General features: G+C 61.0%; 24 protein-coding genes and 1 pseudogene. 16 read left to right on the forward strand and 9 right to left on the reverse strand.

Annotated features, from left to right (window positions below):
- Window positions 1-202: 202 nt before the first annotated feature.
- The 10 genes from BFD71_RS21425 to BFD71_RS21470 all read left to right on the forward strand — a co-directional run bounded on the left by BFD71_RS21425 (window position 203) and on the right by BFD71_RS21470 (window position 11,210).
- A complete protein-coding gene (locus tag BFD71_RS21425) occupies window positions 203-943 on the forward strand; it encodes an OmpW/AlkL family protein (RefSeq protein WP_069266309.1) in 741 nt (246 codons plus the stop codon).
- A gap of 192 nt (window positions 944-1,135) precedes the next feature.
- Entirely contained in the window at window positions 1,136-4,114 is a 2,979-nt protein-coding gene (locus tag BFD71_RS21430; RefSeq protein ID WP_069266310.1) for a molybdopterin-dependent oxidoreductase, read from the forward strand.
- Window positions 4,115-4,124: 10 nt separating this feature from the next.
- Window positions 4,125-4,988, forward strand: a complete 864-nt coding sequence (locus tag BFD71_RS21435) for a 4Fe-4S dicluster domain-containing protein (protein WP_069266311.1) — start codon at window positions 4,125-4,127, stop codon at window positions 4,986-4,988.
- A gap of 102 nt (window positions 4,989-5,090) precedes the next feature.
- Window positions 5,091-5,732 (forward strand): TetR/AcrR family transcriptional regulator, encoded by a 642-nt coding sequence (locus BFD71_RS21440; protein ID WP_256094843.1) that lies wholly within the window; start codon window positions 5,091-5,093, stop codon window positions 5,730-5,732.
- Window positions 5,733-5,819: 87 nt separating this feature from the next.
- Window positions 5,820-6,758, forward strand: a complete 939-nt coding sequence (locus BFD71_RS21445; RefSeq protein WP_069266312.1) for a LysR family transcriptional regulator — start codon at window positions 5,820-5,822, stop codon at window positions 6,756-6,758.
- Window positions 6,759-7,064: 306 nt separating this feature from the next.
- Window positions 7,065-7,502 (forward strand): hypothetical protein, encoded by a 438-nt coding sequence (locus tag BFD71_RS21450; RefSeq protein WP_069266313.1) that lies wholly within the window; start codon window positions 7,065-7,067, stop codon window positions 7,500-7,502.
- A 137-nt stretch (window positions 7,503-7,639) separates the two neighbouring features.
- On the forward strand, window positions 7,640-7,870 hold the full coding sequence (locus BFD71_RS21455; RefSeq protein WP_141710752.1) for a hypothetical protein: 231 nt from the start codon (window positions 7,640-7,642) through the stop codon (window positions 7,868-7,870).
- A gap of 201 nt (window positions 7,871-8,071) precedes the next feature.
- The gene (locus BFD71_RS21460) at window positions 8,072-8,812 is read left to right on the forward strand and encodes a 3-ketoacyl-ACP reductase (protein WP_069266315.1); all 741 of its coding nucleotides are present in this window, start codon (window positions 8,072-8,074) and stop codon (window positions 8,810-8,812) included.
- 276 nt (window positions 8,813-9,088) lie between these two features.
- Window positions 9,089-10,384: an MFS transporter gene (locus BFD71_RS21465; RefSeq protein WP_069266316.1), complete on the forward strand. Its 1,296-nt coding sequence runs from the start codon at window positions 9,089-9,091 to the stop codon at window positions 10,382-10,384.
- Between the two features lie 43 nt (window positions 10,385-10,427).
- Complete coding sequence (locus BFD71_RS21470) at window positions 10,428-11,210, forward strand: substrate-binding domain-containing protein (protein ID WP_069266317.1); 783 nt, start codon at window positions 10,428-10,430, stop codon at window positions 11,208-11,210.
- A gap of 34 nt (window positions 11,211-11,244) precedes the next feature.
- On the opposite strand, the gene BFD71_RS21475 is transcribed toward BFD71_RS21470, so the two are convergent.
- Window positions 11,245-12,210: a LysR family transcriptional regulator gene (locus BFD71_RS21475; RefSeq protein WP_069266318.1), complete on the reverse strand. Its 966-nt coding sequence runs from the start codon at window positions 12,208-12,210 to the stop codon at window positions 11,245-11,247.
- A 379-nt stretch (window positions 12,211-12,589) separates the two neighbouring features.
- Here BFD71_RS21475 and BFD71_RS21480 point away from each other — a divergent pair, with 379 nt between their 5' ends.
- Window positions 12,590-12,931, forward strand: coding sequence for a BON domain-containing protein (locus BFD71_RS21480; protein WP_069266319.1), 342 nt, complete (start codon window positions 12,590-12,592; stop codon window positions 12,929-12,931).
- 148 nt (window positions 12,932-13,079) lie between these two features.
- On the opposite strand, the gene BFD71_RS21485 is transcribed toward BFD71_RS21480, so the two are convergent.
- Complete coding sequence (locus BFD71_RS21485; RefSeq protein WP_069266320.1) at window positions 13,080-13,895, reverse strand: carboxypeptidase-like regulatory domain-containing protein; 816 nt, start codon at window positions 13,893-13,895, stop codon at window positions 13,080-13,082.
- Between the two features lie 598 nt (window positions 13,896-14,493).
- Here BFD71_RS21485 and BFD71_RS21490 point away from each other — a divergent pair.
- Complete coding sequence (locus BFD71_RS21490; RefSeq protein WP_069266321.1) at window positions 14,494-15,672, forward strand: porin; 1,179 nt, start codon at window positions 14,494-14,496, stop codon at window positions 15,670-15,672.
- Window positions 15,673-15,828: 156 nt separating this feature from the next.
- On the opposite strand, the gene BFD71_RS21495 is transcribed toward BFD71_RS21490, so the two are convergent.
- The gene (locus BFD71_RS21495) at window positions 15,829-16,404 is read right to left on the reverse strand and encodes a TetR/AcrR family transcriptional regulator (protein ID WP_176732930.1); all 576 of its coding nucleotides are present in this window, start codon (window positions 16,402-16,404) and stop codon (window positions 15,829-15,831) included.
- Between the two features lie 146 nt (window positions 16,405-16,550).
- On the opposite strand from BFD71_RS21495, the gene BFD71_RS21500 reads away from it, so the two are divergent.
- Entirely contained in the window at window positions 16,551-17,252 is a 702-nt protein-coding gene (locus tag BFD71_RS21500) for a glutathione S-transferase (protein ID WP_069266323.1), read from the forward strand.
- Between the two features lie 83 nt (window positions 17,253-17,335).
- On the opposite strand, the gene BFD71_RS21505 is transcribed toward BFD71_RS21500, so the two are convergent.
- Window positions 17,336-17,740 carry a DUF934 domain-containing protein gene (locus BFD71_RS21505; RefSeq protein WP_069266324.1) on the reverse strand — a complete coding sequence of 135 codons (405 nt, stop codon included), beginning with the start codon at window positions 17,738-17,740 and terminating at the stop codon, window positions 17,336-17,338.
- Window positions 17,737-19,527 (reverse strand): nitrite/sulfite reductase, encoded by a 1,791-nt coding sequence (locus BFD71_RS21510; protein ID WP_069266325.1) that lies wholly within the window; start codon window positions 19,525-19,527, stop codon window positions 17,737-17,739. Before BFD71_RS21510 ends, BFD71_RS21505 begins: the two co-directional genes overlap by 4 nt.
- A gap of 179 nt (window positions 19,528-19,706) precedes the next feature.
- Here BFD71_RS21510 and BFD71_RS40670 point away from each other — a divergent pair.
- Window positions 19,707-19,847: pseudogene (locus BFD71_RS40670) on the forward strand (porin); the annotation flags it as partial.
- 51 nt (window positions 19,848-19,898) lie between these two features.
- Here the strand turns inward: BFD71_RS40670 and BFD71_RS21515 are convergent.
- Both BFD71_RS21515 and BFD71_RS21520 read right to left on the reverse strand, forming a co-directional pair.
- Window positions 19,899-20,651, reverse strand: a complete 753-nt coding sequence (locus tag BFD71_RS21515) for a hypothetical protein (protein ID WP_069266366.1) — start codon at window positions 20,649-20,651, stop codon at window positions 19,899-19,901.
- A gap of 17 nt (window positions 20,652-20,668) precedes the next feature.
- Entirely contained in the window at window positions 20,669-22,129 is a 1,461-nt protein-coding gene (locus BFD71_RS21520) for an amino acid permease (protein ID WP_069266326.1), read from the reverse strand.
- 298 nt (window positions 22,130-22,427) lie between these two features.
- Here BFD71_RS21520 and BFD71_RS21525 point away from each other — a divergent pair, with 298 nt between their 5' ends.
- Entirely contained in the window at window positions 22,428-22,733 is a 306-nt protein-coding gene (locus BFD71_RS21525; RefSeq protein WP_069266327.1) for a hypothetical protein, read from the forward strand.
- A gap of 307 nt (window positions 22,734-23,040) precedes the next feature.
- Window positions 23,041-25,287 carry an alpha/beta hydrolase domain-containing protein gene (locus tag BFD71_RS21530; RefSeq protein WP_256094844.1) on the forward strand — a complete coding sequence of 749 codons (2,247 nt, stop codon included), beginning with the start codon at window positions 23,041-23,043 and terminating at the stop codon, window positions 25,285-25,287.
- Between the two features lie 70 nt (window positions 25,288-25,357).
- Here the strand turns inward: BFD71_RS21530 and BFD71_RS21535 are convergent, their stop codons facing one another.
- Both BFD71_RS21535 and BFD71_RS21540 read right to left on the reverse strand, forming a co-directional pair.
- Window positions 25,358-25,654 carry a cupredoxin domain-containing protein gene (locus BFD71_RS21535; RefSeq protein ID WP_069266367.1) on the reverse strand — a complete coding sequence of 99 codons (297 nt, stop codon included), beginning with the start codon at window positions 25,652-25,654 and terminating at the stop codon, window positions 25,358-25,360.
- A gap of 86 nt (window positions 25,655-25,740) precedes the next feature.
- Window positions 25,741-26,676 carry a metallophosphoesterase family protein gene (locus tag BFD71_RS21540; protein ID WP_069266329.1) on the reverse strand — a complete coding sequence of 312 codons (936 nt, stop codon included), beginning with the start codon at window positions 26,674-26,676 and terminating at the stop codon, window positions 25,741-25,743.
- Between the last annotated feature and the right edge of the window lie 105 nt (window positions 26,677-26,781).

Raw genomic sequence — 26,781 nt, forward strand, 5'->3', positions numbered from 1 at the left:
GAAGGCAGCGCTCAGGAGGGAAAGATCGGAGAGGTCAGAGAATGGTCCCATTTAACTTAGCAGGACTACATAACACACTGGCCGGACATTACCGGTTGTGATTAAAACAGATGAATGCCGACACAACGCAGTGCCGTTCATTGAGCGGAACGTGACAACTGTGCGAGCAAATAATCCCGGCCTAAGAGACAGGAGAAGACACGTGAGGAATGACAGGAGAACGATTCGCTGCGCCGGTCTGGCGGTTTGTATCTGCTCGGCTGCGCTTGCCGTTACTGCAAACGCCCAGACCGCTGGGAGCTTTACCGTGGCGACAGGGTGGCTTCACGTCGCGCCGCAAAGCAGCGCAACGCCGCTCACCGTGGAAAGCGTGGGCGGAATGACGGTGAATCAGCAGCTACCGGGTTCCGGAGCGCACGCGACGCCCACGGATACGCTGGGGATCACGACCGAGTACTACGTCACCGATCACATTGGCGTTGCCACGTTGATCGGGCTCCCGCTGACAGTGAATCTGGACGGTGATGGCGCGCTCGCGAAGTATGGCACCCTGGGCTCGACGCGGCCGATGCCGCCCGCTATCGTTCTTCGTTACCACCTGCTCGACGCCCAATCGAAATTCCGACCTTTTGTCGGGGTAGGCGTGAACTACACCTGGTTCACACAGGTTCGCACGACCAACAGTCAGTTTGTCACTGACAGCCTCGGTCCAGGCGGGTCTGCGCACGCATCACTCAGTTCGTCATGGAATCCGGTATTCGAACTCGGGGCGTACTACGCAATTTCAAACCACTGGTCGGTTGGAGCCAGTGTCGGTTACGTTCCCGTAAAGACTCACTTGACACTGGACGGGACGACGGCGAACGGGACGCAAATCGTTTCCCGGTCAACGATCCGGATCAATCCCGTGAATGTCTTCCTGAATGTCGCCTACACGTTCTAACCCAACACGAGCGACGTCCCAGGCGGACGCCTGCGAGGGTGGCAGCGTTTCACCATTAGAGATTTCAATGCACAGCACAGAGGTTGAAAGCGACCCTTCGGTTCAAGCAGTTGACGCGTGTCTGGACGTAGCTACGGTCAAGCATGCGTTTGTTTTTTCTCCCTGCAGCGATGTGTCATTCCGGATGAAACGATGAAGCGACAAGTACTCAAATCGATTCTGTTCGCGCTGCCGAAGGTACTCGCTCTGACGGCGCGCCGCTTCCCCGACTATCGTGAACGCCTCAAGGAGCGAGACCTGGTTGCCTGGATCGGGTTGATGGATCGGAGCCTCGGTCGCCTCATTGAGATCAGGAACGGTCGCATCCGGTCGCGAGCATGCTCGTATCAGGATGCGGAAGTGAGCATGCTGTTCAAGGACGTCGCCACGGCCCTCGAGTTCCTTTCTCCGCGCCAGGATCATGCCGACATTATTCATGCGGCGAAGAACTTCAAAGTCGTGACGGAGGGCGACGATGAACTGCTGGTGTGGTTCATGCAGACGCTCAGCATGATGCAAACCATCGGCCTGCCGATGGGCACGCCGATGCGAGATGGCACGCGCCGGTACACCACCTGTACGAACGGCGGGCCGCTGTTCGTCTACGTCAAGGAGGATCGCATCGTTCGGGTGACGCCTGTCGATCTGGACGACAAGGATGCTGCCAGTTGGGAGATAGAGGCACGCGGGCGCCGCTTCAGCCCGCCACGGCGAGGCCTCGTTGCGCCGCACGCGCTGGCGATCAAGTCGCTTGTCTATTCGGACAAGCGCATTCTTCGTCCATTGAAGCGGGTCGATTTCGATCCCGACGGGGAACGCAATCCGCAGAACCGCGGCAAGTCGGGCTATGTACCCGTTAGCTGGGACGAGGCCCTTGACATCGTCGCCAAAGAAATTAACCGGCAAAAACGCGTTCACGGTCCCGGTTCGATTACGTTCCCGATGTCGTCTCATCACCAGTGGGGCAATGTCGGCTACTACCTGAGCGCGCTAACGCGCTTTGCCAACCTGATTGGCTTCACCCGGGTGGCTGCGAACCCGGATAGCTGGGAAGGATGGTACTGGGGCGCGATGCATCACTTTGGCAATTCGATGCGCGTGGGCGTTCCGTCAGGCTATGGCGGCATCGAAGACTGCCTGAGGGAAGCGGAAATGATTGTCTTCTGGTCGTGCGACCCGGAAAGCACCAACGGGGCATATGCGGGATTCGAGGGCACGCCGCGGCGGCTATGGGCCAAGGAACTGGGTATCGAGTTTGTTCACATCGATCCGCACTGCAATCCGACCGCACAGTTGCTGGGTGGGCGCTGGATTCCCGTGCGTCCGCAAACCGACGCGGCCCTCGCGACCGCCATCATGCACGTCTGGGTCGTGGAGGGTCTGTACGACGAGGATTACGTTGCGACCCGCACGACCGGCTTCGATGAGTGGCGCGCCTATCTGCTGGGGGAATCCGATGGGGTCCCGAAGACTCCCGAATGGCAGCAGTCCGAGACTGGCGTGCCGGCGAAAGATGTGCGGGCGCTCGCGCGCCTCTGGGGAAAGAAGAAGGTCTATCTCGCGGTCGGTATGACAGGTGCGGGGTTCGGCGGCGCAGGACGCGGCGCGACCGGGGCGCAGTGGGCGCGCTGCATGATCATGATGATGGCCATGCAGGGATGGGGCAAACCGGGCGTCAATTTCGGATGTCTGGAGCTCGGCGCTCCGCACGACCTGCACTTCTATTTCCCGGGCTACGCGGACGGCGGCATGTCCGGTGATCTCGCGTGGACCGCCAATGCGGTGAACAACTATCAGCGAATGCCGCACATTCTGACCATGAATCCCGTCAAGCAGATGGTTCCGCGGCAGCAGCTACCCGACGCCATCATCAACGGTCATGCAACGGGATACCTGTGGGACGGTATGTCTCAGGAAGCGCAGTTCGCGCCGTTTACTTATCCAATGCCCGGCTATTCGCCGATCCGCATGATTTATCGCTATGGCGGATCTGCTTTCAGCACGGTCACGAAATCCGGACGCTGGGCCGACGCCTACCGGCACCCCAGCATCGAGTTCGTGGTCAATCAGTCGATCTGGATGGAGGGCGAGGCGCAGTTCGCCGATATCATTCTGCCGGCGTGCACGTCCCTGGAACGATGGGATATTGGCGAATGGTCGAATTCGGGCGGGTATGCGCATCACGGCTTCAACACCGTCAATCACCGCATGGTGATGATGCAACACAAATGCATCGAGCCGCTGGGCGAGTCCCGCTCCGACTATGACATCTTCACAGCGATTCTGACCCGCCTCGGGCTCGGCGGCGTGTTCACCGAAGGATGCGGCGAACTCGACTGGGTCAAGAGGGTATTCGAATCGTCGGATCTGCCGGATCACATTTCATGGCGCAACTTCTGCCGCAAAGGCTATTTTGTCGTCCCGCCCGAAAAGCCTGAACTGCGCCATCCGGTGGACATGCGCTGGTTCGCGGAAGGTCGTCGCAAGGATCTGCAGGAACCGCATCCGATGCCCTCGCAATACGCCGAAAAGTTCGGCATGGGGTTGCAGACGCCTAGCGGCAAGCTCGAGTTCGTGCCGGAGTTGCTGAAGCGGCACACCGCCGACAACCCCGAGCGGCCGCCGCTGAACCGGTATATCCCGTCGTGGGAGGGGCTGCGCAGCGAGCTGGCCCAGCGCTATCCGCTGCAACTGATTGCGACTCATAGCCGGTACAGCTTCCACACTCATTGCGACGGCAAGCATTCGTCGGTCAACAGCATCGACGATCATCGCGCGTTGATCGGTGGGCATCGCTTCTGGCTGCTGCGGCTCGGCCCCGCCGACGCGGCGGCCCGGGGCATTGCCCATCGCGATCTCGTCAAGGTCTTCAACGACCGCGGCGCGGTTATTTGTGCGGCTGACGTGTCGCCACTGGTGGCCGTCGGCGTCGTGAAGTCATACGAGGCGAGCGCTGAATTCCAGCTCATCGAAATCGCCGGTGAGCGTGTCGAGATCGGCGGCTGCATGAACATGCTGACGCCTGACCGGCCCCAGACGGCCGGGACAAGCAGTATGAGCCCGAATTCATGCCTCGTGCAGGTCGAAAAGTGGAAAGGCGCCGACGCGTTCATGCTCGGCCGCGCAGCATGAGGAGCACACGATGAGCAAGTGGAATCTGGTTATCAACGTCGGGCAATGTGAGAACTGCCAGAACTGCGTGATCGCTGCGAGAGACGAGCACGTGGGCAACGACTTTCCCGGGTACGCGGCACCCGCAGCGGTCGATGCCGAAAGCCCCATCCGCATCCTGCGCCGGGTCCAGGGCGACTCGCACATGGTCGAGACGACGTACCTGCCGGTCATGTGCAATCACTGTGACGACGCGCCATGCATGCGAGTGGGTGGCGATGCGATCCGCAAACGCGCCGACGGTATCGTCATCATCGATCCAGAGAAGGCCAGGGGCAGAAAGGACATCGTGAAAGCCTGTCCGTACAGGGCGATCGTCTGGAACGAGGCACTGCAACTGCCACAGATCTGGATCTTCGACGCGCATCTGCTGGACGAGGGTTGGCAACAGCCGCGATGCGGGCAGTCATGTCCTACCGGTGTTTTCGAAACCATCAGGCTCGATGACGCTGCAATGGCACACAAAGCGCGACGCGAAGGGCTCAGGGTTCTGGAGCCCAAACTCAAGACAAAGCCCCGGGTGTGGTATCGCGGCCTCGAACGCTGGGATACCTGCTTTATTGGCGGCAGCGTCAGCGCACGGGTGGGGCAGGTAGACGAGTGCGTGGCTTCGGCCGCAGTCGCGTTGTATACGGGCGGCCAGAAGGTTGCCGATACCGTCACCGACGCGTTTGGCGACTTTCGGTTCGCAGGACTGGCCAAAGACAGCGGGCGCTATCGAATCGAGGTACGCCATGACCTCGGCGATGCGTCGCGTGACTGTCAGCTGGGCGAAAGCGTCTATCTGGGCGAGATCGAACTCGCCCGGTCGACCAATGAAGTCGAGGCCGCCTGACGCCACTATCTCTTTCGCTCACGCCCTCAATTTTATAATTGACTAAAAAATCAGAAGTGAGTGTAATATACAAATAGAGCGATCCGAACGTGTGTTGACTCATTGAGAACCCGCCGCTGGCGCGCCTCGGTTCCGGTGAACGCAGAAGGCGTCGCTCGCCAGCGCTACATCATGAAGCACGAACGTTTGACACACGCACAAAGGAAGCGGCAGACCCGCGAGCGCCTCTTTGACGCTGCAAGAACCGTTTTCCTTGAGAAGGGCGTGGCCGCTACGAGCGTGGAGGACATTGCCGGGGCGGCGGGTTACACACGCGGAGCCTTCTACTCGAACTTCCGCGGCAAACGGGACGTGCTGGTTGAGCTGTTGCAGCGCGACGCAGTTCTGGCCCGCGAGAACATGCAGGCCTTCATTGAAATGGGCGGCACGCCCAAAGAGATGCTGGCACGCGCGATCGCCTGCTACGGCAATGGGGAATTTGACAGCGATTGCTTCCCCCTTTGGATCGAAGCGCAACTTCTCGCGCGTCAAGATAATTTGTTCGGGGAGCGTCTTGATGTATTGCGGCACGAGACGCTCTTCCATATCAGCAACTGCTTGCGGGCGTTCGTGCCTGATGCCGACAGGCTATGGTCTGGAGGCGCTGATGCGCTCGCGGTCGCTCTGATGAGCCTGTCTGATGGGCTTCAGTTCGTCAGGATGTGCAACACGCAGACGGTCAAAGGCCAGGTTCGCGGTCCGTAGTCATCGGTTCGCGATTCAGACGTCACAAGACGATGTCCTCAGCGCGACCGGCAATGCCGTAACAGAGACACCTGGTTTATCTCAACGATGGAATATATCGAAAGTTTGCGCCTTTTCCGCACCATCGTCGAAGTCAAAAACTTTCGGCGAGCTGGCGAAATGATGGGCCTGTCACCCTCGGTCGTCTCCCGTGCGATTGCGTCGTTGGAAGAGCGCCTCGGGGCGCGACTGTTTCACCGGTCGACTCGACAATTTTCGTTGACGGAAGCTGCGGAGTGCTTCTACGACGGGTGTTGCCGCGTCCTCGACGATCTGGATTGCATGGAAGCGAGCGCCGCGGACCACGGCCGGCTACCGACGGGAGTGTTACGACTGGTTGCGCACACGACGGCCGCCCTGACGTGGCTGCCGCCGTTGATTGCGTCGTTCAGACGGAAACACGCAAATGTCACGCTCGATATCACGCTGACTGAGCGGCCAGTTGACCTGACGGCCGACGGTTACGATCTGGGTATCGTGCTGCCATTCATGCTGGCGACGGATCTGGCAGTGACACGGCTTCTGCAGCGGTTACCGCTCGTCATCGTGACAACGGAAGCTTACCTTGGCACGCATCCTCGGCCACGGCATCCTGCTGATCTCGAGCAACATGCATTCGTGACGGTTCCGCCTTCAATGCACAAGCCGTTTGTCACGTTTCGGACAGGAGAGGAGAAGATCGCCGTCCCGATCAACTACGAGATATCGTCGAACAATCCGATCTTTAACCGCGACGTCATTCTGGAGGGATTGGGCATCGGTTTGCTTCCCATCGCGCTCGTGGAAGAAGACATCAAGTCGGGACGACTCATTCGACTGCTGGAAGACTTCGAGATCGCGGATACCGCGGCGGAGGTCCGGCTGGCATATATAGGGCGCGCGATGTTGCCAGCGAAGGTTAGAGCGTTTATCGATCACGCCGCGGCGTTCTTCGAGGTTAGTGAAGGCAGTGCCACTCGCCCACAGGTTGTCCGGGAACACCAATGATGCAGCAGACATTCGGAAAATTGATTTCTTGAGAGGGTTGAGTGTCTTGCGCATAATTGACACAACGATCAATATTGAATCTAATGTTATTAACAGTCTTTGCTCTTGTCTCGGTAGAGAGCGGTGTCATGGCGGAGTCGCATGCCAGGCGCGCAGTCGCGAGTGTGCGCGTACCACAGAAGGGAGTGTGAAGGCGAGGCGCTTAAGGCTATTGGATCACATGCCGCTGCCGACCGACTGCACGTGGACCTGCAATGTCCTGGCAAACACATTGGAGGGCAGGCGGCCCGTCGCCAATTGAATACGATGAATGCAACACTCTTATCAGCTACAGCGGCATTGTTCGGTGCAGCGATTGGCGGCCTGACATCTCTTGTTACTCAACGAACGCAGGCAAGGGCAGAGTGGCTCGCGCACGACCGCATCCGCCGACAGGACCTCTATAGAGAATTCATCGAGCAGGCATCGCAATGCTATGTCCACGCGCTACAGCACAAAGAGCCGGACGTTACCGCACTCGTCAGTCTGTTCGCTAAGATAAGTCGCATGCGTGTCCAATCCTCCACCGAGGTTTCCATTGAAGCCGATCAGATCGGGCGAAAGATTGTGGACACCTATGATGCCCCGGAGAAAACTTTCCTCGAACTGCGCGAAATGCTCGCCGATGGCTCGATCGACATTCTCAACCGATTCAGCGATCTTTGCCGTGACGAATTCGATTCGCTGCGGTCGGAGCAATTTTGAGTGAACCATTAGGCGTGAACAGCTCTGGCTTCCCGTCGACATTCGAGTAGAACGCGTCTCGAACAACTAGTGCGAAAGGTGCGGATATGACGACAGGTCGCTACAGGGCGGATAGGCAGTGGTTGATCGAGCATGATATGGAACTGGCGCGAAGTGCTTCCCACATCGCAAGCATGCTGCATGAAGAAAGCATGCAGGCAGCCATCAGGGAAACCCTTCTTCAGTTCGAGGCCGCGCACGGACCTGAGGAGTTGAAAATATTCACACGCGCCCTCGCCAGGAAGCTGGAGGAGCGCGGAAACCTGAGAGCAGCCGAGGTAATCCGGGGGTTTGTAAAGCATGGCCCGTCGCCAGGGGCAACGCCTTAAACCTTCGCTTCGCTCGCGTTCGCGCAAGAGCGGATGGTTATGCAAAGCGCCCGTATCAGCATGTAAAGCAATGAGTTTCGGGTTTTCGCGAGTTGTCCAACAGTTCTAACGCGATTTTCGAGTGCGTGTAAAACGCGACTCATCGTAGCTGTACCTGAAAGCGTTTCGATCTACCAACGTAGCGCATGGGAGGCGGCAACAATGGCACAGCGAATTGCTTATGTAACAGGGGGCATGGGCGGAATCGGAACCGCAATATGCCAGCGGCTCCATAACGACGGATTTACCGTAGTCGCCGGCTGTGGGCCAAATTCATTGCGTCGCGAGCGGTGGCTGACCGAGCAGGCTGCACTCGGTTTTTCCTTCACCGCCTCGGAGGGCAACGTCGCGGACTGGGAATCAACTGAGGTCGCCTTCGCCAAGGTAAAGAAGGAGATCGGCGAGATCGATGTGCTGGTGAACAACGCGGGCATTACGCGAGACGGCGTGTTTCGCAAGATGTCACGTGAGAACTGGAACGAAGTCATTGCCACGAATCTGACCAGTCTTTTCAATGTGACCAAGCAGGTCATCGACGGGATGGTCGGAAGGGGATGGGGGCGCATCATCAACATCTCCTCCGTGAATGGACAAAAAGGACAGTTCGGCCAGACCAACTACTCGACCGCAAAGGCAGGCATTCATGGCTTTACGATGGCGCTTGCCCAGGAAGTCGCGACAAAGGGCATCACGGTGAATACGGTATCCCCCGGGTACATCGGGACGGATATGGTTCGGGCCGTTCGTCCCGAAGTGCTTGATGCCATCGTCCAGAGCATTCCAGTCAGGCGCCTCGGAGAAGCCAATGAGATCGCTTCAATTGTCTCGTGGCTCGCCAGCGATGAAGCGGCCTTTTCGACTGGAGCGGACTTCTCGCTGAATGGTGGGCTTCACATGGGGTAAGGATCTCAACCGAAGTCAATTTGCTCTCTCGCGGGTAACCGGGTGGCGGCGACACTCCCTCTCCGCCGCGTAACTGGTCGTCGGATCCCTGACCACTGCCAGTTGAGTCGAGGCCGCGGCACGAAAGGTCGCGGCGGCTTCGACATCGATTGATAACCACAGAACATCAATCGTTCAGAAAATTGCACTTATCGTTTTGCCGGCTCCGGGCGAATATGGCGAAAGCCACAATCGACCGGAACGCCGCGTATGTTCCAGAATTCAGGAGACACCTCGATGGACCCCTCGTCTAACCTTTCGACCAGACATTCAAAGGCCGCCGCGGTTTTCCGCGTAACAGGCGGGAATTTCCTCGAGCAGTTCGACTTCTTCCTGTTCGGCTTCTACGCCACGCAGATCGCCAACGTTTTCTTTCCCGCCAGGAGCGAGTTCGCCTCGTTGATGATGACGTTCGCGGTCTTCGGTGCCGGCTTCCTGATGCGGCCGCTGGGCGCCATCGTGCTTGGCGCCTACATCGACGACGTCGGCCGCCGCAAGGGCCTCATCGCTACGCTTTCCATCATGGCGAGCGGCACCATCCTGATCGCGTTCGTACCGGGCTATGCGACGATCGGACTTCTCGCGCCCGCGCTCGTGCTGCTCGGGCGGCTGCTACAGGGCTTCTCGGCGGGCGCCGAACTGGGTGGCGTGTCGGTGTATCTCGCCGAGATGGCCACGCCCGGCCGCAAGGGCTTCTTCACGAGCTGGCAGTCGGCGAGCCAGCAGGTCGCGATCGTCGTCGCTGCGGGCCTCGGCTTTGCGCTCAACCAGTGGCTGAGCGCACCGGCCATCGCCGCGTGGGGCTGGCGCGTACCGTTCTTCGTCGGCTGCATGATCGTGCCGTTTATCTTCATGCTGCGTCGCAATCTGGAGGAAACGCAGGAGTTCAAGGCGCGCCAGCATCGCCCGAGCATGAAAGAAGTATTCGGCACGCTGGTCCAGAACTGGGCCGTCGTCGTCGCCGGCATGATGCTGGTGGCGATGACCACCACGAGCTTCTATCTCATCACCGTCTACGCGCCGACCTTCGGCAAGACGGTCCTGCACCTGAGCACCGCCGACAGTCTGCTCGTGACGCTCTGTGTCGGCGTGTCGAATTTCGTGTGGCTGCCGATCGGCGGGGCACTCTCCGACAAGATCGGCCGCCGGCCGCTCCTCGTCGGCATGACGGTGCTCGCTATCGCGACCGCATACCCGGCCCTGTCGCTGCTCGCTCACGCGCCGAGCTTCGTCAACATGCTGCTCGTCCTCCTTTGGCTCTCTTTCATGTACGGAATCTATAATGGCGCGATGGTCGTCGCGCTCACGGAAGTGATGCCGGTGCAGGTACGCGTTGCTGGCTTCTCGCTCGCCTACAGTCTCGCTACGGCCGTGTTCGGAGGCTTCACGCCGGCGATCTCGACGGCGCTCATTCATATGACCGGCGACAAGGCCGCACCCGGCTACTGGATGAGCCTGGCCGCAGCGTGCGCCCTTTTGGCGACGTTCGCGCTCTATCGCCGCCGCGCAGTGACACTGACACCGGCGCACTGATGCGTTTCCCCCGCTCGCATCGCAACCCAGCACGACCACGACCATGAGAAACCTGCTTCCGAAACTTTGCGCGGCAGCGCTCGTCGCAACCTCGGCCGCTGCGGCGAACGTGCAGGCCGCCGACCTGCACGTCATGAGCTCGGGGGGCTTCACCGCTGCGTACAAGGTGCTCGGCCCGAGGTTCGCTTCCCAGACGGGCAACACGCTCGACACCGCGCTCGGCCCGTCGATGGGCAAATCGCCCGAAGCGATCCCCAACCGGCTCGAGCGTGGCGAGCCTGCGGACGTCGTCATCATGGTCGGCTACGCACTCGACGACCTGATCAAGCAAGGCAAGGTCATTCCCGGATCGCGGGTCGAGCTCGCCGATTCGCGCATCGGCATGGTCGTGCGTGAAGGTGCGGCAAAGCCCGACATCGGCTCGACGGAAGGCCTCAAGCAGACCTTGCTGCACGCGAAGTCGATTGCCTACTCGGACAGCGCGAGCGGCGTCTATATCGAGCGAGAGTTGTTCAGGAAGCTCGGTATCGAGGATCAGGTCAGGTCGAAAGCGAAGATGATTCCGCGCATTCCGGTGGCGTCGGTGGTGGCGAACGGTGACTACGAAGTCGGCTTCCAGCAGGTGAGCGAATTGCTGCCTGTCCAGGGGGCAACGTTCGTTGGCAAGATTCCCGAGTCTCTGCAGTCCGTCACGCGTTTCGCCGGCGGCATCCCCGTAGGCGCGCAGCATCCGAAGGAAGCGAAGGCGCTCCTCGACTATCTCGCATCGCCCGATGTGCAAGCCGAAGTGAGATCGACCGGGCTCGATTCCGTCTCCGCGCATTGAGGCGGAACCATGGGAAGGCTTGTCTCAGCCAGCCTCACGATGCGGTCTTCCTTCTCGTCTTCGCCGTCGTCGCGCTGTTGCCCACGGCATCACTGCGTGCGACGCCGGCACGCTTCGTCTCGATGATCGTCCGGTGAAACTCCTGTGCAGCCGGTGTGAGCGGCCGTCCGCGCCGTCTTACGATTCCCACGCGTCGTTTCACCACCGGTTCGACGAGCGGCACGCTCGTGAGGATTGGATGGTCATGTCCGGGCATGGCCATTGAGGGCACGGCGGCGACGCCGAGCCCCGCCTCGATCAATCCGAGCATGGTCGTCACGTGCCGGGTCTCGCAAACGCTCGGTGCTCGCGGCGCCACGGCAGTGAGCGCCTGGTCGAGCAACAGGCGGTTACCGGAAGTCTTGTCGACCGAGACGTAGTCGTGTTCGTAGAGCTCGTCCCAGGTCACGCGCTTCTTGCGTGCAAGCGGATGGTCGCGGCGGCAGGCAGCAACGAACCGCTCCTGCAGCAGGACTTTGAACTCGATCTCGGACTCTTGACTGCCCATGAAGCTCACGCCGAAATCAGCCTCGCCGCTGATGACGGCGCCAAGCACCTCGTTAGCGCTCGAATCGAGGAGCTTGACCCGGATGCGTGGAAAGCGGCGATGATAGCTCGCGATGACGCTCGGCAGAAAGTAATACGCCACCGAAGGCACGCATGCGATAGTCACATGACCCAAGTGGCTCGATGAAACATCGCGAATGCCGAGCAGCGCGACGTCAAGATCATCGAGCAGTTGTTCTGCGCTTTGGGCGAACACGCGGCCGACGGTGGTGAGCGTGACGCTGCGCGTGGTGCGCTCGATGAGACGCACGCCGAGCGCTTCCTCGAGCTTGTCGATCCGACGGCTCAACGCTGGCTGGGATATGCTCACCGCCTCGGCGGCCTTTCGGAAGCTTCCCAGCTCCACCACCGCCCGAAACGCCTGCAAGTCATTCAAGTCAAAGTTCACGCCCACAACCGGCCTCCGCATCCTGGATGCCGACTATTTTGCATGATTCAGCAGAGATCCCCACCACCCAAATGACGCCCGTATCCGCAGCTTTGGGACTGCCACCGACATGAGTGTGACGGACTGGTTTCGCACAACGACATTCGTGTTCGCGACGCAGTTGTCTCTTTATGGCCGACCTCTGTCCGCGCTACCGCGCAAAACGTGCGGGCCGTGCCGGCCGCCGGCGCGGCGAAGAATTGAGCATCCTCGTACAATTCATGCGGTGGCCTTGAGCTTCCTGACAAACCTGTCGGCGCAGCTGCATTAGTTTTCCTGCGTTCCGTTAGTGTCTCTGTGAGACCACTGTTCGGATTCGTCGTAACTCTGAAAAAGGAGAAAGAGAATGAAGGGTATTCAGGCAATCAAGCTGGCTGGTGGCGCACTGATCGTCGCCGCTTCGGTCAGCGCATGGGCGCAGGGGAACGATACAGGCACGGCGCCTGCCACTTCGCAAACGTCGAAGCAGGCCAACCACGCATTGGAAAAGAAAGTGCGTGCCGCACTGGATCACGCGAAGGACATCAAGCCGGAAAATATTGTGATTCGCGCTCGCGATGGCGTGGTGACGTTGGAAGGCACCGTTCCGGATTCCTCGCAGGTCGACAAGGCCGCTCAAGTCGCACAGGGCGTTGCCGGCGTGACCTCGGTCAAGAACGCATTGACCATCAAGGAAGTGGGTCAGTAACCCTGGCCTTTGGCGGGCCGCCCTTTCGTTTGCGCGAGGGTGCGGCTTCGCCGTTCCCCCGATATGGCCGCCCCACGGGCGGCTGCTGGCTGCTGTCCAGGATCAGTGGTCATCCGCGCCTTCGCGGCAGGCGGCACGTCCGGAGAACTCAGCTGGACGAAGCCGCGCGCGACGTCGACCATGTCAGTGTGAATCGGACGCTGCCGCGGGTGGGAACATAGAGCGCGCGAGTCCGCTCCACGCCGTCGAATGTGGCAACGACGCGGTAGTGGCCAGGGGGCAGCCGCGCGAACAGGTAGGGGCCGGCCGATGTGCCGGCAAAGACGACCTTCCCGTTGGACCCGAATATCTGCACGGCGACACCCGACAGGTACTCGCCCGATGCGGCGGTGAATGTTGCCCGCATGCTATAGCCGGGCGCGAGCCTGCGAAGCGTAGTGGCTTCATCCTCGCCCACGCCGCCCGTGACATAGGCGATACCGCGGTCGTGTCCGACCGGTATGTCGCTGGCTGGGATCTCCTGAACAGGCGTCTTGCTGGGCGGCGCCTCAGTGGGGGGCGTCTTGTGGTCGGGTGCCTGCCGCGCAGGCGCGATGGCATGTGCGTGGGGTCTGCTGATACCCGATTCGCAATCCAGTCCGGGTATGACGCCATTGGGGCCGCCGAACCCGTTCATCGGACGTCCTTCCAGCAACCAGCGCGGGAGGGAGAGATCTTGCGCTTTTGCGCGGGGAATGAGCGTACTGCGCATGCGCTCCACGACCATCCGACGTTCGTCGAGCGTCGACGCGCGGTGCATCTCTGCGCAGTACTCAATGCGTTCGTCGTCGCTCAGTAACAGGGAGGAAATCGATTCTGGGGGCACCTCTGGCTGCCTCGCGTGCCTGGCAAAGGCTGCTGTCGATGCAGTACACACAGCCACAACCAGGACGGTTCTCGACAGGCGGGAAAATGTCGTGAACATGATGAACCTCCGGGCCAATCTCGGGAGTGCGGCACCGGGTCCGTCCCGGAGGCGCCTGCGAGAGCCTCGACCTGCTTCAGACATTTCAGACATTTCAGACGTTTCAGACGGGCAACGGCGATTGACGTGTCTTTTACGCGGTGAAATGCGCCAGGCGCAACTACCACCGCAGTGTAGCAAGTCGGACGCGCAGAAGCCGGCCGGGTGGTCCCATCGAGTACGCGAGCGGTCGTGTGAGGCTGGACTCGATCCTGCGGCGAACTCTCGCAGAAAGCCAAATCCTGTGAACCGCGCAACAGAAGAAAGTATTGTTTCGCTTAATTCATTCTTTACACTATAGCTCCACTGCCGCAGCGTTGAATAGCTTGCCTCGTGCTCAAAGCGGCGCGGCGCATCGAGGCCCAACAGCCAGGTCGTTTTCCCGAACATAGAGTTATCAGACGATTTGCACCTACCTATCCCGGCACAGCAGATAAACAACACCCTGTAACGAATAGCTGTGCGGCAATGAAATGACACGCTACGCTCCCGTTCACGGCCTTTTGGTTCGAGCGCGAAAAGACTTTCCCAGTTACCCATCAATTACTGTGGATTGCCAATGAAAAAAATACTTATTTTCAGTGCCACTGGCGCGCTGTTCGTTGCAGCGGCATCGTCGGCATTCGCACAAAGCTCGGTCACGCTGTACGGCATCGTCGATGAAGCCATTCGGTATCAGACGAATGCTGGCCCGGGTGGCAATGACCAGGTTGCGATGACGTCCGGCCCGGAAACCCACAGCCGCTGGGGCTTGAGGGGCAGTGAGGATCTGGGCGACAGCTGGTCCGCAATCTTCCGCCTCGAGAACGGCTTCGAAGCGTTCAATGGGCAGCTACACGTGCCCGGCACACTGTTCAGTCGGCAAGCTTTCGTGGGTCTGTCCAACAAAACGTGGGGCTCGCTGACCTTTGGCAGGCAATATGCGCCGGCCTACGACACCTTGGGCGATATCTTCGACCCGCTGACCGTTGGCAACTATTGGCAAAACAGCTGGATGTATAACGGCATCGGTCCTTACCTGGAAGTCAACAACTCGGTCAAGTACAAGGGCAGCTTCGATGGCCTGGATATCAATGCCCTTTACGGCTTTGGCAACCAGCCGGGCGCGCTCGGTCTCGGCGCCACCTATGCCGTGGAACTGACTTACACGTACGGCCCAGCCATGCTCAACGCAGGCTTCCAGCAGGTCTCCGTTCCGACATCTGCGACTGGCTCTTCGGTTGGCACCAGTGTCGGCAGCTCGATCAATGGCACCAAGACCAACTTCCTGCACATCAGCGGCGCGTTTCAGATCACCCACGACATCCGCCTGCTGGCCGGCTGGCTGCGGGGGCAGGACCGGACTGGTTTGACTGATAGCTATATGCAGCAATCTGGCGCGCCGACACTGAAGGGTAGCGGCAGCCCCAACCGTATCGACGACACCTGGTACATCGGTGCGAACTGGCACGCCATGCCTGCGCTGCTGTTCACGTTCGCCTACTACTACGGGCAGACGCGCAACGCAGAACTGCTCGACGGCACCCTCGGCAGGGGGATAAACCAATCGGCTACCGTTCTCGCCGAATACTCGTTCACGAAGCGCACGGAAGTCTACGGGATCACGGACTTCGCGCGCGGCACAGGCGCCTTCTCCGCCGACTACCCGGGCGGGGTCAACGGCGAGGGCATTCCGACCAACACCATTGGCCGCACCAATCAGGTGGGCGTGGCAGTCGGACTTCGCACGATATTCTAGAGACGCGTGCATACCCTCCGACACGGGCTCGGGCCGGCGTAGCAGCGTCGGTCCGCTGTCGAGCGCGCAGCTGACGCTCCACCGTTCGTGCGCAAGCCATCGTGGACGGCTCAGGTGGTCGTCTCTCGTACCGGTTTTTCCGGCAGGCCCTGCGCCTCATGCGGGCAAAAGTCCAGCTTTTCGATAGCTTTCGATGAGTGCGTCATAGAGAGAGATATCAGAACGGCTCTTCGCAATGAGCTGAGCGCCGGCGATGGCAGCAAAGATAGCGCGAGCGCGCTGTTTGCTCTCCCGGGAACCGACCACCGCCGCTGCGGACAGAACCTTGCTCAGCCACGCGACGTTCACGTCGGCAAAGGTCAGGACTTCATTCATCACGACATCCGGCAAGTCGTCAGTTTCGGCGGCCATGAAGCTGCAAAGGCATATGCGATTGCCGGTCTCAAGCGCCTTGCGGAATGTGTCTGGATAGTGACGCAGGCAGTGCAGCGGATCCTGCGATCTGGCCAGCATGTCATCGAGAGCCGCCGCGGAATCCTCCCAGTAACGCCTCGCTACCGCGGCGCCGAGATCAGCCTTGCTTTCGAAGTGGTGGTAGATGCTCGCGGCCTTGATACCAACCTCGTCCGCAAGATCACGATAGTTCAAACCGCCATAGCCGTGCGCCTGCGCGAGCCTCGTGGCGGCCGCCAGGATTCTCTCCCTCGAGTTTGAGCTCGCGTCATTTCTCACTGCTTCAGCCTCCGCAAACAGGAAATGGGTGTTGACACCGCTCATTGTACCTTCTATTGTTAACCTAACAAACGTTAGGTAGGGGCGTGAGTGACGTGTCTTTACAAGGCCCAATCCAATGCAACCGACTATGGAGCGAACCGGCAATGACTTCCAGTACCGTCAATTTCGAAGCAACCCAGGTGCCAGTGATGAAGATTTACGACTTCCCGACAGGGCCGTATCCGACACGCGTCCGCATCGCGCTGGCTGAAAAGCAGCTGCAATCATGCGTCGAGTTCGTGATGGTCGACCTTTACAAGGGGGAGCACAAAAAGCCCGGCTTCATCGCGGCCAAGAACTATTCGGGGACGCTGCCGGTGCTCGAACTCGATGACGGAACCTGTATCGCCGAGTGCACCGCCATTACCGAATACCTCGACGCGCTCGATGGCGCGCCTACGCTCACCGGCAGCACACCGCGCGAAAAGGGCGTGATCCACATGATGAGCAAGCGCGCCGAGCTGGAGCTGCTCGACGCCGTCAGCGTCTATTTCCATCACGGCACGCCGGGACTGGGCCCCGACGTCGAGACGTATCAAAACCCGGAGTGGGGGTTCCGTCAACGCGATAAGGCGTTGAGGGGTATGCGCTACTTTGATGCCGTTCTGAAAAGCCAACCCTATGTCGCCGGCGAGGCTTTCTCGATGGCCGACATCACCGTCATCGGCGGTTTGGTCTTTGCCAAACTTGTGAAGCTACCGGTGCCTGTGGAGTGTGATGCGCTTCAAGCCTGGTACGCAAGAATGCTGGAGCGTCAGAGCGTCATGAATCAGCCGGTATTCGCTGCCCTGACCCGGGCGTCATAACCGGCCGGGACGGACCAGTGATGCAACAAAACGGTGACCGGTTAGAACGGCCACGCGCGCGAATGCAGTAAGAGGTTAGGCGGTCACTCCAACGCGCTCCCGCGCCACGGCGCCTCGCGCAGGGCATCACCCTGATAAAACGCGGGGAAGCGTTCGAGCTGGCGAAGGGCATCCGCCATGGACACGTCAGCGCTCAACACGGCGCTCGAAAACCCCATGCGCTCCATCTGGAGCAACTGATCGACGAGCACTTCGCCCGTCGCGCGCAGGTCGCCTTCGAAGCGGAGCCGTCGCCGGATCAGGTAGGCCTGGCTATAGGCGCGCCCATCGGTGAACGACGGGAATTGAAGCTCCACGCGCGACGCAGCTGCAATTTCGATGGCGTAGGCAAGCGGATCGGCATCGTTCGGGAGGATCAAGGTGGATGCCGAAACATCGCCGGCATGAGCCTCAGCGTCCAGAAGACGTATGCGTGAGGCGGTTTTCATGCCGTGCCCTCCGTCGTGGCTCGAATCCCATCGGCGGCCGCCTTGAACGGATCGAGTCCCACGCGGCGCACCGTCTCGATGAATGTCTCGTTGCATTCGCCGTGCGGCTCGCGCAGCGCGACGTAAGCGCCGATCAAGGCTTCGATGACCTCTGGCACTTCCTGCGCAGAGAAAGACGGGCCGATCACCTTGCCTGGACGCGCATCGCCGCTGCGTGCCGACCCGTCCGAGCCGCCGAGCGTCACCTGGTACCACTCCGCGCCGTCCTTGTCGACGCCGAGTATGCCGATGTGGCCGCTATGGTGGTGGCCGCACGAGTTGATGCAGCCGCTGATATGCAGGTCGATCTCGCCGATGTCGTTCAGTTCGTCGAGGTCCTGGTAACGTTCCATGATGCTCTGCGCGACCGGCAGCGACCGCGCGTTGGCGAGTGCGCAAAAATCGCCGCCGGGGCAGGCGATCATGTCGGTGAGCAGGTGCACGTTCGCGCTCGCGAGGCCGGCCGCGTTCGCCGCTTGCCACAGGGTGAGCAGATCGTCGGCGTGAACCCACGGTAAAACGACGTTCTGCGTGTGCGTGACACGCGCCTCGCCCGCGGAGAAGCGATCGACGAGATCCGCCACGCGTTCGAGCTGGTCGGCTGACGCATCGCCGGGCGCCTGCAGCACGCGCTTGAACGAGAGCGTGACGATGCGCAGCGACGGGTCCCTGTGCGGCGCGACGTTGCGCTCGAGCCAGCGCTGCAGCTGTGGCGTGCTCGTGGCTGCAGCCTCGAGCATGGCGGGGGCATGCGTATCGACGACACGTGCCGTATCGAGCTTCGGCGGTTCGATAAAGCAACGGCGAACCCGCTCGAACTCGGCCTGCTCGATCGTGTGCGGACCGCCGTCGATGTCGACGATCTGCCGGAACTCTTCCTCGACTTCGTCCACGAAGCGCTGGCCCTCGGCCTTCACGAGGATCTTGATGCGCGCCTTGTATTTGTTGTCGCGGCGGCCGTACTGGTTGTACACACGTACCACGGCCTCGATGTAGTTCATGATGTGCCGCCACGGCAGGAACTCACGCATCAGCGTGCCGATCATCGGCGTTCGACCCATGCCTCCGCCCACGGTCACACGAAAGCCCAGTTCACCCTGTTCGTCGCGCACGAGGCGCAGGCCGACGTCATGCCAGCCCGTCGCCGCACGGTCTTCCGTCGCGCCGGTGATCGCAATCTTGAACTTGCGCGGCAGGAAGGCGAACTCAGGATGCAGCGTGGTCCACTGCCGCATGATTTCGGCGAACGGGCGCGGGTCCGCGATCTCGTCGGGAGCGACACCCGCGCGCTCGTCGCACGAGATATTGCGGATGCAGTTGCCGCTCGTCTGGATGCCGTGCATGTCGACCGTCGCAAGCAGGTCCATCACGTCCGCCGCTTTCGAAAGCGGTATCCAGTTAAACTGAACGTTGGTGCGTGTCGTGAGGTGGGCGTGATGCGTGGGCAGGCGCCTCGTACCGAGCTTGCGTTGCGTATCGAGCGCGCTGCGGTATACCTCGGCCTCAGGTTCGTCGTACTCGCGGGCCACGCGAGCGAGCACGCGAAGCTGTGCGCTCGACAGTTCGCCGTACGGGACAGCTACGCGCAGCATGGGTGCGTGCCGCTGCACATACCAGCCGTTTTGCAGACGCAGCGGGCGAAACGCATCCTCGCTCAGGCTGCCTTGCTGCCAACGCTCGATCTGATCGCGGAACTGCGCCGCGCGGCTCGCCACGAAGGCCTTGTCGAATTCGTTATAGCGATACATGGTGAGTGCGGAAATGCCGTGATACGGCGGACAGAGAAAGGACGACGTTATCGCGTCCGCATCGGTGTCTCAAGAAGCAGATGCCGCAGAAATGAGCGCAGCAGAAGCGTTCCACTGGCGAAGCCCCGCACGACACGACAGTTGTCGTGTTGTTGTTCGATCAGTCGCTTGATTTCCCGCGCTGCCGTAGCGTCTACGCCGAGGCGATGTACCAGCACGTATCGGGTCACCAGTACGTCGCGTTCATCAACACCGCAGGCGGCGCATCGTCAACGGTGAATCAGGTCGCGGTAACGGTGGGCATTCGCACGCGGTTCTAACCGCCTTTGGGCGCAGCGGTCCGGCGCCGTTCAGACATCGCCAGGTCCACATCACATCGTTGCGCTGCCGCTGCCAGTACCGCCGGTGCCGGAAGAGGGGGTGGACGTCGCGGTGAGCGGATGCGCGGCGCCCGCCGCCGACAGCAGCGAGATGGCGGCCGGATCTGGCATGCCGTTCGCGTCTATCGCGCCTGCTGCCGCCAGCGTGACTAGATCGCTATCGACACCTGCCTGGCCAACCGTAAAGGATGTCGTGAGAAATGCCGGTACCGTCAGCGTGACAGCATAGCGCTGCTGCAGATTTGTGACGACTGCGGATTGTGCAGCCTGCACGTCGGACGCGTTACCCAGTACCTGCTGGTACTGTGAGTTGGTCGGGAATCCCGCGATCAAACCACTCTCGCTCGTGCCGAGTTGTGAAGCGAGGTAGACGAGCATCAACTCGGTCTCCGGCGTCGTATTGAAGGTGCCCCCGGCAAACGCGACCGAATGCAGACTCACGCTGCCGGAGCTTACGCTGAAGATGCAGGCAGGCGTGGCATTGAACGTGATTGCGTAGTGTCCACCGCCATCGGACAGGGTGGACCCCGAGCCCTGAGCGCAACTGAGGTTGACCGTTGCGCTGGCGATCGCTGTGCCGGTCGCGGCCGTGCCGGAGATGGTGACATTCGGCGTCACGCTTGTGCCGCCGCAGCCATCGAGGCCAATGCATGCGTTTCCTCCGCAGGCGGCAAGCGTTGCTAGCGAAGCCGCGTACATTGCAGCCCGTGCCGTGCGAACGAAATACGCGCGCTGAGCGTTCATGGTAGCCACCGGTTCCGTCATTCACGCTCCGGATGGCGTAGTCGCGAATGATGCCGGCCATAAGACATATAGATCAGCATGCCGATCAGCAGCCAGACGATCAACCGTACCCAGGTGATGAGCGGCAGTCCCACCATCAGCAACACGCAAAACGCGATGCCGAGAATGGGGACAATCGGCACGCCGGGCGCGCGGAATGGACGGCTCGCGTCAGAGTCGCTGCGCCTCAGGTACATGACTGCGCCACACACGAGCACGAACGCGAACAGCGTGCCGATGCTGACCATCTCGCCTAGTACGCCGATCGGCGTGAGGGCCGCCACGATGGCGACGACCGTGCCGATCATCATCTGGCTTCGATGCGGCGTGTGCAGGCGTGGATGGACGGTGGAGAACAGATGGGGAAGCAGTCTGTCCTCCGACATCGTGAAGAAGATCCGGCTTTGCCCGTAGAGCAGCACGAGTATCACGGTGGTCAGCCCGGTGAGCGCGCCGATCTTGATCAGTATGGAGAACCAGGTGAAACCAATGACGTCGACGCCTTTGGCGATCGGGTCTGGCACGTTCAGTTGTGCGTATGGAACGAGTCCGGTGAGCACGGCAGCCACGAGGATATAGAGTAAGGTGCAGATGACCAGCGAACCGAGGATCCCGATCGGCATGTCGCGCTGTGGCCGTTTCGCCTCCTGAGCGGCGGTCGATACCGCATCGAAACCGATGAACGCAAAGAACACGACGGCGGAGCCACGCAGAATGCCGCTGGCTCCGAAGCTGCCGAACGCGCCGGTGTTGGGCGGAACGAATGGATGCCAGTTGGCGGGATGCACGAAGAACGCGCCGATGGCGATGAAGGCCGCCACGACCGTCAGCTTGACTGCGACCATTACGTTGTTGATGCGTGCCGACTCGCGCGTGCCGAGCACCAGCATCGTCGTGAGAATCGCGATGATCAGCACGGCGGGGAGATTGATGATGCCGGCGACAGTCGAGCCGTCAGGCAACTGGACCGTCGTGCCGGGTGCGGCAGCAAGCGTAGGCGGGATGCTGATTCCGACGTTGCGCAACAGGCTGACGATATAACCTGACCAGCCGACGGCGACCGTCGCGGCACCCATGGCGTACTCGAGAATCAGGTCCCAGCCGATGATCCACGCAAACACTTCGCCGAGCGTCGCATACGTATACGTGTAGGTGCTGCCGCATACGGGGAGCATGGCGGCCAGTTCGGAGTAGCAGAGACCGACGAACGCACACGCAACGCCACCCAGCACGAAGGACAGGATGATGCCCGGTCCGGCAAATTGTGCCGCCGCCGTGCCGGTGAGGACAAAAATGCCCGCGCCGATAATGGCGCCGATGCCCATCGCCGTGATGCTTGGCGCCCCCAGGGTCTTCGACAGCGCGCGGCCGCCTTCGGCTTCGGCGCTTCCCACTATGTCGGCGACGGACTTGCGCGCCATGTAGCTCGTGTCAGCCATGATAGGTTGCCCCATTCGACAGTGACTGGAAACGACTCGATTCGGCTTGCCTGACTTCTTTAGAATAGACACAGGCGCGAGCGGGCGATGGGTAAGTTTTCAGTTAACCGAACGACGACGACCGGCGTGCGGGGGGCAGAGATGTTTCGGAACGCTTCATGTGCATCTGCACGATGTGCGATCCGGGATATGCGCCACGCGTATCGCGGGATGCGTCGGCATCATTGATGGTCCGCTGTCCAGGCAAAGTCCACGCTCGCGCGGGCGGTTCAGCAGGACGGCGGCCAGGAGAAGTGGAATGGACAACGACAAACCGTCGCCGCAGCGCGCGACGTATCAGAAAGGGATCCGGATCGGCGAGTACGGATGGTTCGGCCGGCTGGCCGCCGTCGTCGTGAGCACAATCGTGCTGGTGGTGGCAGCGATGCTGTCGCTGGTGCTGCTTGCCGTGCTGTTCGGCGTGGGCGCGATTGTCGTCGGCTATCTCTGGTGGAAGATCCGCTCGCTGCGCAGGCAGGCGCGCGAGTTCGGCGACGACGGCCGCACCGTCGACGTCGAGGTCGTCTATAAGGACTCGCACGGCGACGATATCGCGAAGCGCTGACCTGTGATGCCTGCGCGAGCACCTCCAGCGTACGCGTAAACGACAGTTGGAATCGTGTTTGCGCGAGTTATAAATACACAAGGCCGCGCAAGATATATCAAACGATTTCGGCCAATCGTAAGCATTCGACTTCCGCCACGCCTGTTCACGCGTGTCGGTCCAGCATGCATGCGCGATGCTGGACCATTCGCGTGAAAACCTTGCCTCTCTCGGGTTCGCCGTTCTTCAAGGGACACGGCGCGAGACTCCGCTTCCGCCATGTTCGCCACGGTTAGGAGATTCTACGATGAAGACTGGAAATATAGGAATGCTACTGATTGTCGGTGCGAGTGGCATGTTCGTCGGCGGAATCGCCCACAGCGATCCGCACGGCCCGCAACCTGGCCAGCGGGGCGCGGGCTTCATCAAGAGTTTTCAGATTATTGCTGCCGAACCGGCGTTTGGCGGTGCGACGCCTGCCGGCGCGGCTGGGCCATACGAGGTCATCACCGCCGTCGTGCACGGCGCCCTCGATCCGCGCTCTCCGCTCAATGCCGGTATTGTCAACATCAGGAACGCGCCGGTCGGCGTCGATGGTTACGTCGACTATTGGACCGATGTCGTGATCCTGCGTCCGCAAAGCGCGGCGAACGCCACGCGCGTGCTCTTCTACGACGTCGTGAATCGCGGCAACAAGCTCGCCGACGGGTCGTTCATTGGCGCAGGTGCGCTCGATACCGGGGCACCCCCGCCGTCCACATTTCCTTCGTTGCTGCGCCACGGCTATACGATTCTCTGGAGCGGCTGGCAAGGCGACATTCCGCTCAACGGGACGAGTACGCTGGCCGGCACGGGTCTGGTCGGCACGAGATTCCCCGTGGCCACCAACAAGGACGGTTCGCCGATGACTGCGCTATCGCGCGAGGAGTTCATTCCCGACTATGCGGGAGGCGACCCGACGACGATTCCGCTCACGTACCCGCCCGCCGATCTCAACGATACGGGCAGCGTGACCTTCACCGCGCGGCAATCGTGGCTATCGGCCTACGGCAGCATTCCGGGCGGCGTGCAAACCTATACGGCGCCTTCGACCAAGGTGACGGCGTGGAGCTATATCAGCACGCCGAACAATGTCTATGAAGGGAATTACTCGGTCAAGTTCACGCCGCCCGCGTCGGTGCCGGGTCCCAACGGCAGGACCGTCACGCCCGATGCGGGGACGATTTACAGCTTCGTCTACAAGGCCGCGGCGCCGACCATCGACGGCATCGGCTTTGCGGCGCTGCGCGATCTCGTCTCCTGGCTGCGCTACGACAGGGCCGATGCGCGGGGCGTCCAGAATCCGCTCAACGATCTGAAGGATGCGGCATGTGCAGCGTCGAAGTGCTCCCGGGATACGAACTTCGACGTCGCGATCGGGGAAGGCATTTCGCAGTCGGGCCGCTTCATCAAGGACTTTCTCTATCAGGGATTCAACGAGGACAAGCACGGAAGGATCGTTTTCGACGGACTGTTTCCGATCATTTCCGCTGCACGCCGCACGTGGACCAACGCCGCGTTCGCACAGCCGGGACGGTGGTCGAAACAGCATGAAGACCACTTCATGCCGGGGTTCCAGTTCCCCTTCACGTACGCGGTTACGACCGATCCGGTCAGCGGCGCGACCGATGGCCTGCTGAAGCGTTGCGAGGCCTCCGGTACGTGTCCGAAGATCATGCAACTCGACGGCGCATTCGAATGGTGGGGCGGGGCCGCGTCGCTGGTCGTCACCGATGGACGGGGCAACGACATCCACTTGCCGCCGAATGTGCGTTACTACCTTGTGCCGGGCACGCAGCACGGCGGCGGCAGCGGCGTGACCACGGGCAACTTCACGGTGCCGGCGACAGGCAGTCTGTGTCAGTTGCCGGGCTCGCCCGTGGAGGAAACGCCCGTCGAGCGCGCATTGATTCCCGCGCTGGTCGCATGGGCCGGCAAGGGTACCGAGCCGCCCGCTTCGCAATATCCGACCGTGGCATCGGGCAATCTGGTCGCGCCGACGCAAGCCGCGACGGGCTTCCCTGATCTCGAGAGCGTGACCGTGCCGAGCGGACCCGCCGCGACGCCGACAGCGCTCAGTCTCACGTTCAACGGCGAATACAATCAGGTCTTCGTGACCGACTACAGCAAGGCCGTGCCGGTCGTGAGCACTGCGCAGCCCTACACGATTCTCGTCCCCAAGGTCGACGCCAACGGCAACGAAACCACGGGCGTACTCGTGCCGGATGTGAGCGTACCGCTTGCAACCTACACCGGGTGGAACTATCGCGGTGCCGGCCACGCGATTGGCGAAGGCTGCATCTCCAACGGCGCGGCGATTCCGTTCGCGGTGAACGCGTCCGCGCAGACAGGCGGCGTCGATAGCCGGGCCACCCTGAACGCGCTCTATGGCGGCAGCCGCTCACGCTACCAAGCGGCGGTTGCGGCCGCGGCAAACGCACTCGTCAAGCAAGGCTATTTGCTGCAGGACGATGCGACGAATGTCTTCATCAGCAACGCAGCGCAGATTTCGCCGACCCTGCTGCCGAATCCTTGAACTGCGAACCAGCGTCGTCGCGTCGCGCAAGCGAGTTGGAACAAGCGCGACGACGCATCGGCATCGGTCTCTACTGCACCGTAATGGTCGCCTTCATATACGGGTGAATCCCGCAGAACACCTTGTACACCCCCGGCTTGTCGAACTTGAACTGATAGGTATCGTTCTGGTCGAGCGCGGCGGAGTGAAAGACGCCTGCATCGTTGACGACCGTATGCGGTTCGCCGTCCATATTTTTCCAGGTCACCGTGGTGCCCGCTTTCACGGTGAGAGCCATCGGCGAAAACATGAAATTCTTGATGTCGATCTCATTGGGCTCCTGCGCCTGGGCGGCAGGCACGCCAAGGGAGGCCCCGGCCATGAGCATCCCGATCCCGTAGAAGAGGGCGAACGCGCGACGATAGTGAATGGAGAGCATGGCTCGAATCCTTGTTCAGTGAGCGAGACGCGAGGTCAGGCGAGGGACGTGTCGGAAAGCGTCGCCGCGAGAGGGTGGCGCGTGATCCGGATACTGGTGACGCCAAGCATTTTCGGCAGCTGATCGCTTGCCACCTTGAGCGGCCCGGGGCCGGGTCCGTCGCCGGCCGTCGGCTGCGGATAGGCGGTCGAGCGCGCCGTGTGGAACGTGATATTGCCCTCCACCTTGGAAACGATCTGATGTATGTGGCCATTGAGCACGGTCACCGAGCCGAAGCGCTTTAGGTAGTCCATGGCTTGGCCCGCATCGCCGGTACCCCAGCCCCATGGTTCGTAGATCGTCCACATCGGCATGTGCGTAAACACGACGATCGGCGTGCTCGACGTGCGGCCCTTCAGATCGTTTTCCAGCCAAGCAAGTTGGTCCTCGCCCAGGTTGCCCAGCCCGTTCGGCTTGAAATGCATTACGTTGACGAGCGCGATGAAGTGCACGCCATTGTGGTCGAAGCTGTAATACCCCCGGTTGTCCGACGCCTTGCCGAAGCGCTTGAAGTATTCGCCTTGCGGTCCATCTGTCACATCGTGTTCGCCAGGCGTGGTGTGCAACTCCGTAATGTCGAGACCGGAAAGGAGTTGCGCCGCCAGATCGAATTCCTCAGGTTTGGAGAGATGGGTGATATCGCCCGTGTGAATCGCCAGGGCGGGTTTGACGGGCATCGCGTTGACATAGTCGATGGTCTGTTTGAGCGTGCCCGCGACGTCGGGATTGGCTTCCTTGTTGAAGCCAATATGCGAGTCGCTGATCTGCAAAAAGAGCGGAACGCCGGCGTTTTCTTTGCTGCTCGCCGCCAGTGCCAGTTCCATGGGCGTGAGGACGCCTCCGGCCAGAACGAACACGGTGCCGGCGCCACCGAAGGCGAGGCATTTCAGGGCGTTGCGACGTGACGGTTGGGAAGGAAGATCTGACGACATGATGTCCTCTCGACGGGGTTCAGAAAGTCGACCGCCGGCGCAATTCGGAGCGCCTCCAGGGCGGGCTTCACGTGCAATACCGCGAGCGCCGCTGTTTTATTCCCG

The sequence above is a fragment of the Paraburkholderia nodosa genome, from assembly GCF_001718195.1.
Classification (GTDB): domain Bacteria; phylum Pseudomonadota; class Gammaproteobacteria; order Burkholderiales; family Burkholderiaceae; genus Paraburkholderia; species Paraburkholderia nodosa_A.